Genomic DNA, 18,719 nt, shown 5'->3' with positions numbered 1-18,719 from the left:
TTACCTTACACACGTTGAGTATTTACAATGCTGTTTTCAGAACCGTAATTATTAGCAGCGTAACCATCTGCTTGATGATCATTATCCCAAATAGTACCGTCTATAAGGTATCTAAAGTGAAATTGTTGATTATTAGGTAAGCGTTGCTTTAATTTAAAACAGCGCTGCTTCTTATTAAATTTCATTGTAACAGGCTGCCAATCTGTAAATTCAGCAACAAGTTGCACATCTTGTGCGTCAGGGTGACTAAATTCGAACGTTACTTCAGCTTCTTCTTTAGTTTTAAAAAAACGTTTACTCAACATAGCGGGCTCCAGCTAAACTTTGTGTTTATTTATCCTTGCCACCGTGCCAGTTCAACTACTCAACATATGCCGGGGGGGTGGTTATAAGTTAATCAAACTTATATTTATGCTTTATGACAGTGCATTAAAAAATCCACCGCACAAGTATGGTGCAAAATAGCTCTATATGAGGCTATCTTTTACGTTAAATTGAAATCTGCAAGAACTAAACCATAGTTCACTTATCAAACAACTAACAGTAAACAAAGTAGATAACATATATAGATTCGTAAAGTGAAATAAACTAAATTTGAAACAAGCGAAAAATTCAACAAACACAGTAGATTAAGTACTCTAATTCATAAAATTATTTTTTTTAATACCGTGCTTGTGAAAAGTTTGTCTCTTGAACTCACACACTATATACTGAAAAAAAAGTACCAACTCCCTTAGCTATAACCATAATAAAATAGGGGGTCATAATGGCTTAATATAATGACTAAATTTTTCCGTATAATCAGTATTGCTTTAATTACTTTAATTGTCTTTTGTTACGGCTTGAATATTTTGCTGACAAAACAAGTTAATAGTATTAATCCAAAACAGTCGAATGTCGCTATTCGAACGTTTCCCATATCGCAAACTCATTTAGAAATACCCTCTTGGTATAACCCTGTTTTAAGTGGACACAGCGTTATATCAACCAACGAACATGATTATTTACTGATAAAAATCACGGATTCTGAATTTGTTACTGTGCAATATTCGTCGTTACTACTAGCCACTATTCTTTCTCCAGCCAACCTTATTATTTTAATTCTGATGGGCTTTTGGTTAACTTGGTATTTGGGGAGTCTACAACGCGCTCGTCGTGAACAAAAAGTGATCGATCAATTAAACATTCAAACTGATAAATTATTGAGTTCGTTTAAGATTCAGTTACCGTCTTTAGAAATTGTTAACCCTGTGACTCGGTTAAGTCAGGGTTTATCAGCCTTAAACACACATATCGCAACTTATACCAGAGAAACACAAACTAGTATTAGCCAAGATAAACTAACACAGCTAATTGACCGCCATGCTTACATTGAACATCTTGATCGACAATTAAATAGTGCCGAACTTGAAAATATGCACTGTGCCTTGTTGTTTATTGATTTAGATGGCTTTAAACAAGTTAATGATTCTTTTGGACATAGCTTTGGTGATGAAGTTTTAATCCAAGTTGCTGAGCGACTGGCCAGCGTATTACGCAATCACAAACTAAATGATATTAATCCAACCAGTATGCTAGAGCAAAACCTAGCACGTTTGGGGGGAGATGAATTTTCTATTTTTATCAATAACATTGATAGTGAAAGTAAGACATTAGACGTTGCGCAAAATGTATTGAGTGAAATAGAACGTGATTTTGTTTTAGGTAATAAACTGATAAAAATAAGTGCTAGCGTGGGTGTGGCAGTTTACCCTGACAGTGCATCTACTCCTCATGCCTTATTGCAAATGGCTGATGTTGCAATGTATAGAGCAAAAACTGACGGGCGTGGAATTTTTAAAGTTTACTCACCTGAAATGGGTAATAAAATGCGCCGCTATCACTACCTGCTTGAAGAGTTGCGATTAGCTATTGCTTGTCAAAACTTTCACCTTTCATTTCAGCCAATCGTTCATGTTGAAGATTGTGCTATAGACTATTTCGAAGCATTGGTTCGCTGGGATCACCCGGTAGAAGGAATGATATCTCCCGTCGAATTCATTCCTATTGCTGAAGAGTCTAACCTCATATTAGAGCTCGGTGATTGGATTATGCTTGAATCATGTAGACAAATGTCAGCTTGGCATAATGCAGGTATGCGTAAAGTAAAAATCTCAGTCAATGTCTCGGGAATTCAACTAAAACACCGACCACTGCATGACTGGGTAATGCAAAAACTTGATAAAACAGGCTTACCACCTTCTGCACTTATGCTCGAAATAACTGAATCAACACTGATTACAGCTAGCAATAGTATAATCAGAGAATTAGAAAAACTCAGAACAAAAGGTGTCACTATCGCGATTGATGACTTTGGTACCGGATTTAGTTCTTTAAGTACATTGGCTGATTTACCTATCGATGTTTTAAAAATAGATAGGCTCTTTATTGCTCAAGCAAATGAAAATCCAAAATATAATGAAATTTTAAACTCAATCAGCGAACTAGGTACTAAATTAGGGCTGAAGATAGTGGCTGAAGGTGTTGAAGAACTGGCACAATTTGACCTTGTTAAACGCTTAGGGATCAGCAGTGTGCAAGGGTATTTAGTCAGCCGACCAGAGTCTTCTATTAATGTTGGCAACAAAGTTTTACAAGGCAACGTTAACCACGTAGCTGCTACAGGCACGGGGGTATGGCAAATTGACTCTAATGGTTGAGCCTCCAAGTAGTAATTATTACGTAAATACAGCATAATAGCGGGATATTAATATCTTTTTATAAAACCAATGCTCAAAAAAAGTTTCTTTTCTCTCATCATTTTTGCCGTACTGATTACAGCTATTACTATTGGTTCATCTATTTATACCCTTTACAGTAAAAAGAAACTTACTGTAGATGCGCGTCTTAAAGAAATATCAGGTATCGAATTTGATAAATCCAATCAACTTTGGGCCATCAATGATGGCGGCGATGATGCAAAACTTTACCGTCTAAGTGAAGATGGCTCTATCTCAAAAGAAGTACTTGTTACCAACGCTAAAAATATTGATTGGGAAGACTTAACCCAAAATGACTTTGGCCATTTTTTCTTAGGTGATTTTGGCAATAACAAGCAAGAGCGTCGATGGCTGACTATTTATAAAATTGAAAACCCCATTGATATAAAAGGTAATTCTACGCAAGCTGAAATTATTAAATTTACGTATCCTGAGCTCAATGACCAGCCAGTTGCACCTAATAAACGAAATTATGACTTAGAGGCTTTTGTTGCATTTGGTAGACATTTGTACCTTTTTACAAAAAACAGAACTAAACCATTTGATGGCATAACTAATGTTTATAAAGTGGGCGACCATGCAGCTAACTTTAATGCACAATTAATTGATTCATTTCAAACGTGTACCACAATGGAAAAACTGTGCTGGATAACATCGGCGGCTTTAAGCCCAAGCCGAAAAAAACTCGTCTTACTCGACTCAACTAGTATCTGGCTATTCGAAAACTTTGAAGGAGATAAATTTTTCTCTGGTGACGTATCTCAAATTGACTTAGGGATTGTGACTCAAAAAGAAGCAATAACCTTTTACGATGAAAATACGCTAGTATTTACTGATGAGGAATTTAAGGGCATAGGAGGTAACGCCTATGTCATTAAGCTGGACGAAGCAACAAAAAAGGTAATTAAAAAATCACCTCTTCAGTTAAAATAAATCAATATCAGATTGTTTTTCTTTGGTATCTATTAAGTTTTTTGTGACTAATTCATCATAAAAACATAATTGATCACGCCCATTTCGTTTAGCGTAATATAGTGCTTTGTCCGCATTTTCTACAACAGAAATTGGAAAGTCATAGGGGCTGATTCTAGATAAGCCAATACTCAAAGATAGGTTTGAAACGAATGGAAATTTTGTATTTCTCACTAAATCTAAAAATGTATTTAACTTAGCTTGGATAAAATCATAATTTGTTGGTTCGAATACCAATACAAACTCCTCTCCCCCAAATCGAAATATCAAATCTGATGAGCGAAAATAGCTTTTCATTTTTTGTGCTAACAGTAATAAAACTTCATCACCACAAACATGGCCGTACTCATCATTGACTTGCTTAAAGTGATCAATATCAACAATCGCGAGCCATGAGGAAGAACCTGAATGCTTAGAACGTTTTTCATCTGTTTTGATAACTTGGTGCTGCTTCGCCATTTGCTTTTCTATCAGTAGCTTGATCTTCTTATCAAACGTTTGACGATTCAATAGCCCTGTCAGTTTATCCGTTTCACTTTCATGTAAAATTGCTAAGTAATTTTCAAAGATACGACAAAAAGCATTCAGCAACACTTGGTCTTCACTTTCTAAATGCTGTGATAAAATAGCAATAACAGCAACGGGTTTATCACGCACATTGATAGGTAGCCACCGACGTTCTTTATTGTTATCTGATTTAACAGTGATAATGCAAGAGGAACTGATACATGAAACTAGTTCAGCATCGGGCTCTTTAATGACATCTTTATCTTGCCAAATAAAATCACTTTGAGATAAAAACTTTAAAGAAGCACTTCGTTCAATCCGCAATTCTCCAGCGACTTCTAAATCTTTATATATCGATATTTCTTCGCACTTAACGAACTCTTGAATCGTAGAGATTATAGTATACTCGAGTGAGTCTACGTCTTTGTTTTTCGTAATCTTAATAATTGAATTTAGTAAACCGACTTGCATAAGCCCTCAAAAGCCAAATCTTTGTGCAAAACACTATTTGACACTAATATTATTAAGCTTTATTGGAACTAAGTGTAGTTCCTTTAAAGCTATTTACACTAAATTTTAATGACTAGTTTTAGACTTAGTATAGTGATTTATTTACTATTACTCTAACGATTAAATTTAGTTTCTAGAATTACTGAAGATGTAGTGCGCTCAACGCCATCTAAATTGCCAATATCGTCCAGTAAATGACTTAACTTTTCTAAATTTTGTGCCTGTACGACAGCAATTAAATCAAATTCCCCACTGATCGCATATAACTGCGAAATAGCATCAATTTGCTTAAGCTCTAAATTTGTTTTCGTTGTTAGTTTTTGCTTAACTTTAATTGATACATGAGCAGCAACCATCGCATTGAGGTATGCCTCTCCATAGTCAACACTGTAGCCTTTTATAACACCCGTTTCTTCTAACTTAAGCATTCTACTTTGTACAGTTGAACGGGATAAATTCAGCGCTCTTGCTAAATCAGAAATACTTGCACGGGCGTTCGTTCTCAAAATTGCAAGTAGCTTTTCATCTTGCTTTCCTATCACTTTGCCAACCCTAATCGTTAATATGACTTTTATTATAGTCATTTTTAACAATTTAGCACTGCAAATTTAACTAACGAAGCTAGATAATAGATTAATAACAATTAAATGCTGTTTCTAGCAGCTAAATGATATTTAGTAACACGTTTATTCATTTTTCTATTCGCTATTTAAGGTGCGTCAAATGCAAGTTTCTCGAGATTTATTCAACGATGTCATGGTCCCAAATTATAATCCCTCTGCTGTAATCCCTGTGCGTGGTGAAGGCTCTCGCGTATGGGATCAAACAGGTAAAGAGTTTATCGATTTTGCAGGTGGAATTGCGGTTAACTGCCTTGGTCATTGCCACCCAGCACTTGTTAGTGCGCTTAAAGAACAAGGCGAGAAGATTTGGCATTTATCAAATGTAATGACGAATGAGCCAGCCTTACGATTAGCAAAAAAAATTACTGATGCAACATTTGCAGATAAAGTTTATTTTGCTAACTCTGGCGCAGAAGCAAATGAGGCCGCTCTTAAGCTTGCTCGTCGTTTTGCACTGGATGTGCACGGTGAAGAAAAAACACAAATTATTGCTTTTAACAAAGGGTTCCATGGTCGCACTTTCTTTACTGTCACTGTAGGTGGTCAAGAGGCCTATTCAGATGGCTTTGGCCCTAAACCTGCGGCTATCGATCATTGTGACTATAATGACCTTGCTGCTTTTGAACAGCTAATTAGTGATAAAACCTGTGCCGTGATGATGGAGCCACTGCAAGGTGAAGGCGGTATCATTTCCCCGACTAATGAGTTTATTAAAGGCGTTCGTGAATTATGTGATAAACACAATGCATTATTAATATTTGATGAAGTGCAAACAGGCGTAGGCCGTACTGGCTCTTTGTACGCTTATCAAGATTTAGGTGTTACACCAGATATTTTAACAACAGCAAAAGCGCTTGGCGGTGGTTTTCCAATTGGCGCCATGATAACAACAACGGAAATAGCAGCTCATCTTAAAATAGGTACTCATGGCTCAACATACGGCGGCAATCCTTTGGCATGCGCCGTTGCTGAAGCTGCATTTGATACTGTAAATAATCAAGGTGTTTTGGCAGGCGTTAAAGAGCGTGAACAGTTATTCCGTGACGGTTTTGCCGCGATCAACGAAATGTATGACGTGTTTAGTGAAGTTCGCGGTAAAGGACTATTATTAGGCGCTGTACTTAATAGTAAATTTGAAGGTCGAGCTAAAGATTTTTTAGTTACCAGTATTGAACATGGCTTAATGAGCTTAGTAGCTGGCACAAATGTAATTCGTTTCACACCATCATTAGTGATACCGCTTGAAGATATAAAAGAAGGCCTTTCGCGTTTTGAAAAAGCCGTAGCTGATGTAGTAAACGGTTAATTTAGTTTAGCGCTCTTTTAAGAGCGCTAATGGAGCTTTAATAAATGCATGTATTACGCCCTATTAAGAACACTGATTTTGAAGCGTTAAAACAAATTGCCATCGAATCTGGTCATGGTTTCACGTCGCTACCCGTTGACGATACATTGTTACTTGAGAAAATTGCCCGCGCAGAAAGTAGCTTTTCTAAAGACATCAGCCAACCGCTTGATGAGAGCTATTTCTTTGTCCTTGAGGACACTGACACCGGAGAGGTCATTGGTACAACAGCTATTGAGGCTGCTGTGGGTCTTAACGTCCCTTTGTATCATTACCATTTAGGTAAAACAGTCCATCATTCACCTACTTTAAACGTTTATAACACAGTCGATATTCTGAGTATGTGTAATGACTACACCGGATGCTCTGAAATCTGTACGTTATTCTTACGTGAGGATAGTCGTAAAGGGCTAGCTGGACGTTTCTTATCTCGTTCACGTTTTCTATTTATGGCACAACACAGTGAACGCTTTGCTGACACAATTATCGCTGAAATGCGTGGGGTAAGCGATGAAAACGGCCATTCTCCATTTTGGCAGTGGCTAGAAGAGCATTTTTTTAGTATCGAATTTCCACAGGCAGATCACTTAGTAGGCTTGGGGGATAAAGTTTTTATCAGTGAATTAATGCCTAAATACCCTATCTATGCGAATTTGCTGAGTAAAAAAGCTCAAGACGTGATTGGTAAAGTGCATGAGAAAACTAAACCTGCACTTAAATTACTAGAAAAAGAAGGGTTTGAACACAGAGGCTACGTCGACTTGTTTGATGCAGGCCCCACTGTAGAAGCAAAACTTGGGAATATTCGCAGTGTAAGGGATTCAATAGTGTGCCCGATTTCTATCGGCGAGCTTGATTATGTAGATGAACAAAGCTCTGATACCTTGGCAATTTGTAATCAAGGGGTAGCGGATTTTAGAGCAACGTTTACCAAGCATGCGCATTACAATCACGCTAAGCATACTCTAATCGTGAGCAAAGACGTTGCACACGCCCTCGAACTAAAACAAGGCGACGCAGCGAGATTTTTTCGCCTGTAAACAAAGTAGGAATTTTATGAGTCCTGAATCTCAAAACAACCAACTAATAAATAATCAATGGCAAATAGGTCTGGGTCACAGCTTTAGCTCGATAAACCCAAGTAATGGCGAACTACTTTGGCAAGGCTTAAGCGCAAGTCCAGAGCAAGTTGATAACGCAATTAAAGCCGCACGTAACGCACAGATTAGCTGGGCTGATACGCCCATTGCTGAACGCATCAGTATACTTGAAAATTTTGCCGCTTTGTTAAAGAAACACAGTGAAGAATTCGCCACAATTATAGCCAAAGAAACTGGCAAGCCAATTTGGGAAACCCGCACTGAAGTAGGTGCTATGACAGGTAAAGTTGCTATTTCAGTTAGAGCCTATAACGAACGTACCGGCACCACTGAAAACCCTATGCCTGGTGCTAAAGCCTTCATTCGCCATAAACCCCATGGCGTTGTTGCAATATTTGGCCCTTATAACTTCCCAGGTCATTTACCAAATGGTCATATTGTACCGGCAATTTTAGCTGGCAATACGGTGGTGTTTAAGCCTTCCGAGCTGACTCCTTATGTTGCACAGTTTACGCTTGAATTGTGGCTAAAAGCAGGCTTACCTGCTGGCGTAATTAACTTAGTTCAAGGTGAAGTCGATACAGGAAAAGCACTTGCAAGTCATCAAGATATTGATGGGTTATTCTTCACGGGTAGCTCAAACACCGGGCATATATTGCATAAACAGTTTGCAGGCCACCCGGGGAAAATTCTTGCACTCGAAATGGGAGGGAATAACCCATTAATCGTCAAAGATGTTGCTGATGTAAATGCTGCTGTTCACGATATTATCCAATCAAGTTTCATAACATCCGGTCAACGATGTACTTGTGCACGTAGGCTATTCATTGAAAATGGAGCAAATGGTGATGCTATTTTAGCTAAGCTTATTAGCGCAACAAGGGACATTGTTGTCGATGAAAGTTTTGCTGAGCCTCAACCATTTATGGGCGCAATGATCAGCGAGCAAGCTGCTTTAGGCATGGTGTCGGCACAGCAAGCTTTAATTGATTTAGGAGCAAAATCATTAGTTCAATTAACACACTTGAAAGCAGGCACTGGATTTGTAAGCCCTGGTATTATTGATGTCACTGACATTAGTGAATTACCAGACGAGGAACACTTTGGCCCGCTCATAAAGGTATATCGTTATGACGATTTTGATAATGCGATAGCACAAGCAAACAACACCTCGTTTGGTTTATCTGCAGGCTTATTAAGTGATTCACACACTGACTATCAACACTTTTTAAAACGTATTCGTGCCGGTATTGTTAACTGGAACCGACCTATCACTGGCGCTTCAAGTGCTGCACCTTTTGGTGGTATAGGAGCAAGTGGTAACCATAGAGCAAGCGCATATTATGCTGCTGATTATTGCGCATACCCTGTTGCATCCGTGGAAGCTGAACACGTTAATTTACCTTCGACCCTTGCGCCGGGCTTAATCATCGAATAATTAGCAGACGCTATACTCAAAAAATTAAGGAATTATAATGCACACAAACGTAAATACATTATTTGAAAACTTATGGCAAAACTACTTAGCTGTTACTCCATCAGCGGTAAAAGTTCACGAGTTACTTGGTTCTACGCAAAAAGATGACATCCTAAATGATCACATCGCACTGCGTACTTTTAACCATGAAAAAATTGGCCTTGAAAAATTAGCTGCTCATTTTTTAGCGATAGGATATAAAGAATGTGGTGAATATCATTTTGAAGCTAAAAAACTCTATGCAAAGCACTATGAGCACCCAGACACCACGCAACCAAAAGTGTTTATCTCTGAGTTGCTGGTAGAAAAATGCTCACCAGAGCTACAAGCTATCGTTAATGATATGGTTGACAGCATTGATGAAAGTGCTGTTACGGCAGAAAACTTCTTATATTCAGGTACACATTGGCAAGTCAGCTCTGACACCTACAAAAAGCTACTTGCAGAAAGTGAGTACGCAGCATGGATGTCTGCCTGGGGTTACCGTGCAAACCATTTTACAGTTAGCATTAATGAACTTGCCCAGTTTGATAATATTGAAGCCGTAAATACAGCCCTTAAAGATGCTGGCTTTGCATTAAATACTTCTGGCGGCGAAGTTAAAGGTTCACCTGAGGTATTGCTTGAACAGTCATCAACGCTGGCTGATGACTTTGCAGTTCAATTTAGCGACACAAAAATGAGTGTACCAAGCTGTTTTTATGAGTTTGCCCTTCGTTATAACAAACCAGATGGTGAGCTTTATACTGGTTTCGTTGCCGCTTCTGCAGATAAGATATTTGAAAGCACGAACGCACGTTAACACAGCACTCAAATAGCGACATAAAAACCTCACTTTTTGTAAGGTTTTTATACGTATATCGGTCCAAAAGAGTTGGATAGAATAATACTATAAAGATTAAGGCCTATCTTTATTTTCCAATTACTTAAAAGATATGTTACCAATAAATCGACCTAAACTAAGCCATGCAACAATACCCCGTAAATCTTTGAAGTGTAATGACACAAATTTAGATTCGTCTATTTAAATTTCAAAGTGATATTAAGCATTCTAAACAAGATATTTAAAAAATAATCACCTATATTTTATTTACTATAAAAAGCATTATGATAGCCATTATTAAACCAGATTGACTTTTTTAACGTATATGTCAGAAAAGGAGGGCTCGTGAAAAACGAAATTGAAGGTAAACAAATATTAGCTGTTTATGAACAAATCATTCAACACGGCGAGAATACACAAGAAGGCAAGCTGTACATGGGGTTAACTGCTTACTCCGATATTGATGGATATACAATTTATCTTAAAGGCAGTGGCGTGTTATTGCGCTTTGGTTTTCATAACACATATCACTTAGATTATGAGCACGATAAACATAAAGATGACTTTCTCAAAAAGCTTTCAAACATACTCAATGATGCCTAGGAGGTTAAGTGCCTAGAGTAAAGCGAAGACAACGCCCAACATCGCGCAGACACTCTCTTTTTATCAATCAAGTTGTTGTTAACTTAAAAGCTGATCCTAGTAAGCTCAACATTATTCGTCGTAACCTTGATGAGTATAGGCAACAACAATTTTTAAAACGCGGTTTCCTATTAGCAATTGAACGATTTGATTGGGTTTTTGAAGCAAGTAATGATGTTAACCAGATTTGTGAACAAATATTGGCTGATGATTATATAGGCAATAGGTTAAGGCGTTACCCCCTTTTATTTAAAGGGGTGGTTAATTAAACATACATTCAACGTACCTAACAAGTAAGCTATCGTTTATAGGTGATACCTCAGCTTAAAAATGGTAAATTGCGGCAATTTTTATAATTTTGAGTAATTTGCTATGTCTAAAGCAGTTGACACTGCAAACTCAACGGAAACAAAAAAAGAATCGGGCTTATTTAACCGATTTTTATCAACTGTTGAGTTTTTGGGGAATATGTTGCCCCACCCTATCACTTTATTTGCCATGTTTTGTGTGGCGATCATCGTCTTCAGCGGTATAGCTGATTGGTTTGGCTTAAGCGCTATAGACCCTCGTCCCGTTGGTTCTGCAGGCCGTGATCCTGATGGTGTTATTGAAGTTGTAAGTTTATTAAGCGCCGAAGGTCTTCAGCGTATCGTCACAGGTTTAGTAACGAACTTCACAAGTTTTGCTCCTCTAGGCACCGTACTAGTTGCATTACTTGGCGTTAGTGTTGCTGAGCATTCAGGCCTTTTATCTGCAGCAATGCGTGGCATGGTTATGGGCGCATCTAAGCGTTTAGTAACATTTATGGTGGTCTTTGCAGCTATTTTGTCAAATACAGCATCTGAGCTTGGCTATGTTGTATTAATACCACTAGCAGCAATGATCTTCCACAGCCTTGGCCGCCACCCTCTTGCTGGCTTAGCTGCCGCATTTGCAGGTGTATCGGGGGGGTATAGTGCAAACTTATTACTCGGAACTATCGATCCACTTCTTGCAGGTATAACCACACCAGCCGCACAAATGATTGACCCTACATATCAAGTAGGCGCTGAGGCCAACTGGTATTTTATGATGATATCGGTACTGCTTATTGCGCTTTTAGGCACCTTTGTTACTGAAAAAATTGTCGAACCACGTTTAGGAAAATATAACCCTGATGACGCCAGCGCCGATCTAGCTGATAACAATATTGAAGGTTTAACAACATTAGAAAAAACAGGCTTGAAATGGGCTGGGGTTTCTTTACTTTTAGTCTCTCTTCTATTGGCTTGGACTATCGTACCTGCTGATGGAATTTTACGTAACCCAGAAACAGGCCTTGTTGCTCACTCTCCATTTTTAAAAGGCATTGTAGTCTTTATATTCGTTACGTTTGGTATCCCTGGTTTTGTCTATGGCCGTGTAGTCGGCACCATGAAAAACGATAAAGATGTCATTGATGCTATGAGTAAGAGCATGAGTTCAATGGGTATGTACATCGTACTTGTATTCTTTGCTGCACAGTTTGTTGCATTCTTTAAATGGACAAATCTCGGCACTATTCTGGCAATTAATGGCGCTGCATTATTACAAGCGCTTAATTTAACTGGTCCTGAGGTGTTTGTATTGTTCATATTTATGTGTGCACTTGTAAACTTAAGCCTAGGCTCTTCCTCTGCTCAATGGGCTGTTACTGCACCAATATTTGTTCCAATGCTAATGTTGATTGGTTACGCGCCTGAAACAATTCAAGCGGCTTACAGAATTGGTGACTCTGTAACAAACTTAATTACTCCAATGATGAGTTACTTTGGCCTCATTCTCGCTGTTGCAACTAAATATAAAAAAGACATGGGTATAGGTACACTCGTTGCAACAATGCTGCCTTACAGCATGCTCTTCTTTGTTGGTTGGGTTGTATTGTTTTATTTATGGGTATTTGTTTTAGGGCTACCGGTTGGCCCAGGCTCCCCTATTTATTACACGCCTTAATACCGATAAAAGAATACCAGCCTAGGCTGGTATTCTTTTGTTTACTGATGTTTAAAAATAACTGAGCCTAACCTCACTTCTCACGGATAACACCCACATTCAACCTAGCATGTCGTATGCTGCACATTCATACAGTTACAACCAATTACACTGACCATATATAAAGGGCTGGTTATTCCTCTAATGGCAAACTGCACAGATAAGAGGTCTATTTAATTTCAAGAAGATTGCGCTTTAATGAGATTCAAATTTATCTCTTGTTGTTTTAAATAAAATTTTTAACGGCGGTGTAAAGTGATTTAATTTGTTATGTTGTTCAAATATTAGTGCAGCATGTTATAAGCTTTAGTGCACATTAAATTCAACTAAGTGTATTCATATTGTAAACAAGGATTGTTACACTATGCATACTAAACTTATTAATAAAATGGACTTTACTAATGAAAAATGCACTTTTTCTTTTATGCCTAATTAGCTCAAACGTGTTTGCCCTAGAGCTACAAAAGTACCCTATAGTGTTAGAATCGCCGCTTGGTGAGCAAGTGACTATTGTCGAAAATCACGATAAAACACAAGCTTTAGTCAAAGTTGTAGGGGTAAACCACCCCATTGATGAAGTGGTGTTTTTAACTGATCTACTCCCACATGGTAGTATTCAAGCGTATAAATACACCTACGATGGTCAGCAGCGTGCGTTGGTTACCCGTGAGCAAGGTTACAGCTGTTGTAGTTATTCGTTATATTTACCGGATACCAGTAAAGCTATCTATTTATCTGAATTAAAAGACAAACGTAATAAAGCGATCAGTGAAGACACATACGCTCAATACAAAATGCAATTAGAAAAAGGTGTTCAAGCTCAGCTTGCATTATTTGATAGAGAACGAGCAATTGAAAACCTCGCATCTGCTTTAACAGATGCAGATGAAGAACTAGCCAAGCATTGTGGCCAAAATATCAAAACTAAAGTTAACTGGCATGAGTTGGATAATAGTACCTTACAAACCTATGCTGTAGGAGCATACTGTGCTCAAGTAGCAAATGTATTGGTAAAGCAATGTCAAAAATCAGCACTATTTAAGTCAAAAATAAAACCATTTAAATCTGTTGATTGTACTTTTAGCGACGAGCTGAAATTACGTCACACTCAAAACACTATTAACTTCAAAACAGCTCCAAAAGAGCCAAACCAAGTCCAGTTTGTAGAAGCCTATTTTAGGAATTTGTAATAACTTGCATCAATAAAAACGAGCCTAAGAAGGCTCGTTTTTATTTGCATTATTTATAACTAACCTGAACTCTGGATAATAAATCTATCTCCAGCGGCTACTTTCAACGCTAACTGCGTTAAATTTACTTGCAATAGGCTAGCTATTGACGCGTAAATTCGCCTTGTTATCGCTAAAAGTCTCCTGCTGGAGACTAATAAATATAATTGTGATTTAATATCAATACATTAGTACATCTCTTAACCAGAGTTCAGGTTAACTAAAGCTGCCATGCGTAGCTTAATTTTGTGAAGAATGTTCGTTGGTCTCTTTCTAGGTTTTTTAACCCATCATTTTGGAAACCTTTATCAGAATAACCGAGGAAAAATAAGGTCTGCGCATTTATCTTATATGAATACACTAGTTGGCTTCCATACTCTTTATTTAACTGGCTTACGCCAGAGTAATACGCATCTGGGTTTCTATCTATATCTTCAAACTGTAAGATCAGTTTGAGCATAGAGCGCATATTGAATTTATAATATACCCTCAGATCGGTTAAGTTCGCAGTGAATACGTTTTCACCTTGAGAATTATCTAGACGGTTATAGCTATGCTCAATTTGCACCTGCCAGTGGTCATTTATATCCCATGTCATTTCAGGCTCAATAATAAACTGATCACCCAGTTGTTCGTTACTGTAGTCAATTTTACTGCCAAACTCACTGTATAAATTAAGCGTTATGTCTTTAGTTGGTTTAAACCCGCTCCAAGCATAGCCAATATTTTGATTGTAAAAAGTATCATAGTAATTTTCTTTACGGTGGATAAAGCCAAACTCTAAAAATGATTGCATTTGACCTTTTAAGTAAATATACCCTTCATACTCTTCTTCTAGTAAAGTGCCGTCTTGCGCCCACGTTTTATCCCAATCTAAGTTATATGAATATTCCGTAACTAGATTATTCGCATCCAAGTACCATGATTGACCACCACCCACTAATGCTTTCTTATAATCAACTTTTGCTTGATAGCCTAAATCAGTGCGGTAGTCTTCGCCAATGTCTTCATAACTTGCAAATAATTTATAATCACGCTTTTCACGGGTAAACTCTACTTTATACGCTTGATCAGACTGCTCGTCTTCTAATCCATAAAAATCAACGAGGTATTTCGAGTTTTGGCTGTCAGAACTGGCTATTTGATAAAGTATGCTGTCGGTTTGATTAAACCAATAACTACCATCAAGCGAAACCACACTATTTTTGTAATTATCAGCTTCACGGTGTGTTGTTGTAAAACCTATTGTGCCTTTATCACCTATATCATATTGATAACGACCCACGGCAGATTTAGATTTTTCAGCTAAGTTTGCAAAACCAGAGCCCTGATTGGTAGGTAACAAAATACTGGTATTTTCATCATCCGCATACATAAATGCATAACTATGAGCGTCTGACTTACCTGTTATTTTTGCGCCGACTTTCGGCTGTGCAATTGTACGGGTATAAAGTAGCTCAAATAAGCTACTTTTAAAATATGACGCACCATCAAGAAAAAATGGACGTTTTTCAGCATAATAGATTGAATAAGTGGTATTAACATCAAGCTCTAAACTATCAGCTTCTACTTGTGAAAAATCAGGATTAATTGTTGCATTGATAACGGCGTCTTGGCTGATACCCCAACGTAGGTCTAACCCAGCCTCGGTATCAATGTCACCATTGCTCCAATCCCCAGGTACGGTATCTTTCACATCATGTCTAAGTGCTGTAACCGTTGGTGTTAACTGAATATTTTTACTTGGCTCCATGGCATTAAAACCAGTTATTTTGTCAAATTGACAGAAGCTGCATTTTACATCACGGTCAAAGCCCACATTCGCTAATTGGTACATTACATCGCGCGGATAGTTACGCCACACAGCAATACTCCATGTCATGTCCGCTTTGTTTTTTGGAAATCGCAATGCTGTAAAAGGAATACGCATTTCAACTACATACCCCTCGTCGGTTACTTGCCCAGCACTATCCCAAATCGCATTCCAAGATGGATCTTCACTCCAGCCATCGGTATCCGTCATGCGCATATCTCCCTGCGCACCTAATGGGTTAACATAGAACTCATAGCCTGTTCTTTCATCATTAAATGTATCTATCATTAAGGCAACGTTATCATCTGCCCATAACGTGTCTCGGTCACGTAATGCTGCTCTTATATTCTCAGGGTTATCGTCATAAGCCATAAACGCAACATATAAATATTGTCCATCTTCATATAAATACGCATCAGTTTTAACTGGAGGAACCCCTTTTTCGTTAGGTTCATTTTGATAAATTAATGGGATCAAAGTGGCCCTTTGCCAATGCGGCTCATCAAGTTCACCATCTAGGTCTATAGACTGTTCAATGTGGGCTAAAGTGAAGTGTTGTTTCTGGGCTATTGAATCCGCGCTAAAAATCAACACGCAGATGATCAGAAGAGTTTTTATTATTTGATTATAGTACTGCATAAACATCCATTTAGATTCGATTACTCAGAATAAGTAACTTAACGCGTGGATTGTAATTGAGCGAGGTACATTTGTTAACATTTTTATGGGTAAAATGTTAAATATAATAATAAATTCGCAGATATTTTTTAATCGGTTATGTTTCAATAAGCTTAAGCTTGTTTTGGACACCATTCCAATTGTCAGCATCACTCGGGGCAGACTTCACCTCAGTAATACGTGGCCAAATAAGGGCAAGCTCAGCATTAAGTTCTGTAAACTCGATTTGATCTTTCGGTAACTCATCTTCCTGATATATAGCCTCTGCTGGGCATTCAGGAACACATAAACCACAATCAATACAATCAATTGGGCTAATAGCCAGAAAATTAGGGCCTTCATAAAAAGCATCAGCAGGACACACAGCCACACAGTCAGTGTATTTACACTTTATACAATTTTCTGTGACTACAAATGCCATATTCAGTGTGCTCAAGGTTAATAAAATTTAATCGCAAGATCATACCCAACCACAGCAAAAATACAATAAATAATCACTGCCATCAGCGCTTAAATTAACGTAAAATACTTATATATTGTGAGCATAGCTGAAGAGTTATTGCTAAGACACCTAACAGAGATTAAATATGATACGTTTAACCGAAATAAAGCTACCGCTTGATCATGACGAGAATGCCCTACAACAGGCAATTTTAACCAAACTAGGCATAGAAAAAGCGCAGTTAAATAGCTTTAATGTATTTAAACGTGGTTATGATGCAAGAAAGAAAACCGCTATCTTACTAATATATACCCTAGATATTGATGTTGAAAATGAAGCCATTTTGCTCGAAAAATTCAGTAAAGACCAACATGTAAAAACAGCCCCCGATACACGCTACAAGTTTGTTGCTCAAGCACCAGCCAGTTTAAACCAAAGACCAGTAGTTATTGGTTTTGGCCCGTGTGGTTTATTTGCTGGATTAGTACTAGCACAAATGGGCTTTAAACCCATCATTTTAGAGCGTGGCAAAGAAGTAAGGGAGCGAACAAAAGATACCTTTGGTTTTTGGCGAAAACGTACCTTAAATACAGAATCAAATGTTCAGTTTGGTGAAGGCGGCGCTGGTACTTTTTCAGATGGTAAATTATACAGCCAAGTTAAAGATCCTAAACACTATGGCCGTAAAGTTATTACCGAGTTTGTTGAAGCCGGTGCACCCGAAGAAATTATGTATGTCAGCAAGCCCCATATCGGGACCTTTAAATTAGTCACTATGATTGAAAAAATGCGTGCTCGTATTGAAGAGCTTGGCGGTGAAATACGTTTTAGCACTCGCGTTGACGATATCTTACTCGATGAAGGACAAGTTACAGGTTTAAAACTCTCTTCGGGTGAACAAATTGACACCCAGTATGTTGTACTTGCTGTGGGTCACAGTGCACGTGATACATTTAAAATGGTCCATGACAAAGGTATTTATGTTGAAGCTAAGCCTTTTTCTGTCGGTTTTAGAATCGAACATAAGCAGTCAATGATTGACGAATGCCGTTTTGGTGATAATGCCGGAAACCCAATTTTAGGCGCAGCTGATTATAAACTTGTTCATCACTGTGATAATGGCCGCACCGTTTATAGTTTTTGTATGTGCCCAGGCGGCACTGTAGTTGCTGCAACCTCAGAAGAAGGTCGCGTTGTAACCAATGGTATGAGTCAATACTCGCGTAATGAACGAAATGCAAACAGCGCAATTGTTGTTGGTATTTCGCCTGAAAAAGATTTTCCAGGTCATCCACTTGCAGGCATAGATTTGCAGCGTAAATTAGAAGAGCAAGCTTATGAACTTGGCGGAAGTAACTACGATGCACCAGCGCAATTAATTGGCGATTTCTTAAAAGGAAAAGATTCAAGTGATATCGGTGATGTGAAGCCCTCTTATACTCCCGGCATTAAGCTCACTGATTTAGGAAACGTTTTGCCTAAATTTGCTATTGCAGCAATTCGAGAAGCCATCCCTGCATTTAACAAACAAATTCGTGGGTTTTCTACCAATGATGGCCTGTTAACTGGTGTGGAAACACGGACCTCTTCACCTATTTGTATCAAACGCGATAAAACCATGCAGAGTATTAATACCCAAGGTTTGTACCCTGCAGGTGAAGGTGCGGGTTATGCAGGTGGTATTCTATCGGCGGGTATTGATGGCATCAAAGCAGCCGAAGCACTTGCATTATCAATGCTTGAAAAGCATAGCTAAACATAGCCTTGACTCACACTACTTGAGTCAGTT

At 38.2% G+C, this 18,719-nt stretch carries 16 protein-coding genes; 11 read left to right on the top strand and 5 right to left on the bottom strand.

All coding sequences use genetic code 11. The features are described from left to right. Positions 1 to 5 precede the first annotated feature (5 nt). Positions 6 to 305 carry an isoamylase early set domain-containing protein gene (locus ACFI4Z_RS03710; protein ID WP_462669379.1) on the bottom strand — a complete coding sequence of 100 codons (300 nt, stop codon included), beginning with the start codon at positions 303 to 305 and terminating at the stop codon, positions 6 to 8. Between the two features lie 474 nt (positions 306 to 779). On the opposite strand from ACFI4Z_RS03710, the gene ACFI4Z_RS03705 reads away from it, so the two are divergent. Then, positions 780 to 2,699 (top strand): putative bifunctional diguanylate cyclase/phosphodiesterase, encoded by a 1,920-nt coding sequence (locus ACFI4Z_RS03705; protein ID WP_462669378.1) that lies wholly within the window; start codon positions 780 to 782, stop codon positions 2,697 to 2,699. A 69-nt stretch (positions 2,700 to 2,768) separates the two neighbouring features. Further along, positions 2,769 to 3,692 (top strand): hypothetical protein, encoded by a 924-nt coding sequence (locus tag ACFI4Z_RS03700; RefSeq protein WP_462669377.1) that lies wholly within the window; start codon positions 2,769 to 2,771, stop codon positions 3,690 to 3,692. Here ACFI4Z_RS03700 and ACFI4Z_RS03695 read toward each other — a convergent pair. Both ACFI4Z_RS03695 and ACFI4Z_RS03690 read right to left on the bottom strand, forming a co-directional pair. Then, the gene (locus tag ACFI4Z_RS03695; RefSeq protein ID WP_462669376.1) at positions 3,684 to 4,709 is read right to left on the bottom strand and encodes a GGDEF domain-containing protein; all 1,026 of its coding nucleotides are present in this window, start codon (positions 4,707 to 4,709) and stop codon (positions 3,684 to 3,686) included. The two genes, ACFI4Z_RS03700 and ACFI4Z_RS03695, sit on opposite strands and share 9 nt — an antisense overlap. A gap of 152 nt (positions 4,710 to 4,861) precedes the next feature. Next, positions 4,862 to 5,290 carry an Lrp/AsnC family transcriptional regulator gene (locus ACFI4Z_RS03690; RefSeq protein ID WP_099293519.1) on the bottom strand — a complete coding sequence of 143 codons (429 nt, stop codon included), beginning with the start codon at positions 5,288 to 5,290 and terminating at the stop codon, positions 4,862 to 4,864. Between the two features lie 181 nt (positions 5,291 to 5,471). Between ACFI4Z_RS03690 and ACFI4Z_RS03685 the strand changes: the two genes are divergently transcribed. The 8 genes from ACFI4Z_RS03685 (at position 5,472) to ACFI4Z_RS03650 (ending at position 13,958) form a co-directional block, all read left to right on the top strand. Next, on the top strand, positions 5,472 to 6,677 hold the full coding sequence (locus tag ACFI4Z_RS03685; RefSeq protein WP_462669375.1) for an aspartate aminotransferase family protein: 1,206 nt from the start codon (positions 5,472 to 5,474) through the stop codon (positions 6,675 to 6,677). Between the two features lie 44 nt (positions 6,678 to 6,721). Next, positions 6,722 to 7,756: an arginine N-succinyltransferase gene (gene astA, locus ACFI4Z_RS03680; protein ID WP_462669374.1), complete on the top strand. Its 1,035-nt coding sequence runs from the start codon at positions 6,722 to 6,724 to the stop codon at positions 7,754 to 7,756. Between the two features lie 16 nt (positions 7,757 to 7,772). Beyond that, complete coding sequence (astD, locus tag ACFI4Z_RS03675) at positions 7,773 to 9,254, top strand: succinylglutamate-semialdehyde dehydrogenase (RefSeq protein WP_462669373.1); 1,482 nt, start codon at positions 7,773 to 7,775, stop codon at positions 9,252 to 9,254. Between the two features lie 37 nt (positions 9,255 to 9,291). Continuing rightward, on the top strand, positions 9,292 to 10,095 hold the full coding sequence (locus ACFI4Z_RS03670) for a 2-oxoadipate dioxygenase/decarboxylase family protein (RefSeq protein ID WP_462669372.1): 804 nt from the start codon (positions 9,292 to 9,294) through the stop codon (positions 10,093 to 10,095). Positions 10,096 to 10,461: 366 nt separating this feature from the next. Continuing rightward, entirely contained in the window at positions 10,462 to 10,719 is a 258-nt protein-coding gene (locus tag ACFI4Z_RS03665; protein WP_462669371.1) for a DUF3081 domain-containing protein, read from the top strand. An 8-nt stretch (positions 10,720 to 10,727) separates the two neighbouring features. Next, complete coding sequence (locus ACFI4Z_RS03660; protein WP_462669370.1) at positions 10,728 to 11,027, top strand: hypothetical protein; 300 nt, start codon at positions 10,728 to 10,730, stop codon at positions 11,025 to 11,027. A 103-nt stretch (positions 11,028 to 11,130) separates the two neighbouring features. Further along, positions 11,131 to 12,729, top strand: coding sequence for an AbgT family transporter (locus ACFI4Z_RS03655; RefSeq protein WP_462669369.1), 1,599 nt, complete (start codon positions 11,131 to 11,133; stop codon positions 12,727 to 12,729). A 440-nt stretch (positions 12,730 to 13,169) separates the two neighbouring features. Further along, positions 13,170 to 13,958: a hypothetical protein gene (locus ACFI4Z_RS03650; RefSeq protein WP_462669368.1), complete on the top strand. Its 789-nt coding sequence runs from the start codon at positions 13,170 to 13,172 to the stop codon at positions 13,956 to 13,958. A gap of 259 nt (positions 13,959 to 14,217) precedes the next feature. On the opposite strand, the gene ACFI4Z_RS03645 is transcribed toward ACFI4Z_RS03650, so the two are convergent. Both ACFI4Z_RS03645 and fdxA read right to left on the bottom strand, forming a co-directional pair. Continuing rightward, on the bottom strand, positions 14,218 to 16,449 hold the full coding sequence (locus tag ACFI4Z_RS03645) for a carbohydrate binding family 9 domain-containing protein (protein WP_462669367.1): 2,232 nt from the start codon (positions 16,447 to 16,449) through the stop codon (positions 14,218 to 14,220). 136 nt (positions 16,450 to 16,585) lie between these two features. Continuing rightward, on the bottom strand, positions 16,586 to 16,909 hold the full coding sequence (gene fdxA, locus ACFI4Z_RS03640; protein ID WP_462669366.1) for a ferredoxin FdxA: 324 nt from the start codon (positions 16,907 to 16,909) through the stop codon (positions 16,586 to 16,588). Positions 16,910 to 17,075: 166 nt separating this feature from the next. Here fdxA and ACFI4Z_RS03635 point away from each other — a divergent pair, with 166 nt between their 5' ends. Next, positions 17,076 to 18,686 (top strand): NAD(P)/FAD-dependent oxidoreductase, encoded by a 1,611-nt coding sequence (locus tag ACFI4Z_RS03635; RefSeq protein WP_462669365.1) that lies wholly within the window; start codon positions 17,076 to 17,078, stop codon positions 18,684 to 18,686. Positions 18,687 to 18,719 lie beyond the last annotated feature (33 nt).

This window comes from Pseudoalteromonas sp. RWi3, assembly GCF_054960735.1.
This window is presented reverse-complemented; position numbering and strand designations above follow the sequence as displayed.

Bases quoted from the DNA above. Each gene is read 5' to 3' on its own strand.
- ACFI4Z_RS03710 (WP_462669379.1), bottom strand. From the start codon at position 305: ATGTTGAGTAAACGTTTTTTTAAAACTAAAGAAGAAGCTGAAGTAACG.
- ACFI4Z_RS03705 (WP_462669378.1), top strand. From the start codon at position 780: ATGACTAAATTTTTCCGTATAATCAGTATTGCTTTAATTACTTTAATT.
- ACFI4Z_RS03700 (WP_462669377.1), top strand. From the start codon at position 2,769: ATGCTCAAAAAAAGTTTCTTTTCTCTCATCATTTTTGCCGTACTGATT.
- ACFI4Z_RS03695 (WP_462669376.1), bottom strand. From the start codon at position 4,709: ATGCAAGTCGGTTTACTAAATTCAATTATTAAGATTACGAAAAACAAA.
- ACFI4Z_RS03685 (WP_462669375.1), top strand. From the start codon at position 5,472: ATGCAAGTTTCTCGAGATTTATTCAACGATGTCATGGTCCCAAATTAT.
- astA (WP_462669374.1), top strand. From the start codon at position 6,722: ATGCATGTATTACGCCCTATTAAGAACACTGATTTTGAAGCGTTAAAA.
- astD (WP_462669373.1), top strand. From the start codon at position 7,773: ATGAGTCCTGAATCTCAAAACAACCAACTAATAAATAATCAATGGCAA.
- ACFI4Z_RS03670 (WP_462669372.1), top strand. From the start codon at position 9,292: ATGCACACAAACGTAAATACATTATTTGAAAACTTATGGCAAAACTAC.
- ACFI4Z_RS03655 (WP_462669369.1), top strand. From the start codon at position 11,131: ATGTCTAAAGCAGTTGACACTGCAAACTCAACGGAAACAAAAAAAGAA.
- ACFI4Z_RS03650 (WP_462669368.1), top strand. From the start codon at position 13,170: ATGAAAAATGCACTTTTTCTTTTATGCCTAATTAGCTCAAACGTGTTT.
- ACFI4Z_RS03645 (WP_462669367.1), bottom strand. From the start codon at position 16,449: ATGCAGTACTATAATCAAATAATAAAAACTCTTCTGATCATCTGCGTG.
- fdxA (WP_462669366.1), bottom strand. From the start codon at position 16,909: ATGGCATTTGTAGTCACAGAAAATTGTATAAAGTGTAAATACACTGAC.
- ACFI4Z_RS03635 (WP_462669365.1), top strand. From the start codon at position 17,076: ATGATACGTTTAACCGAAATAAAGCTACCGCTTGATCATGACGAGAAT.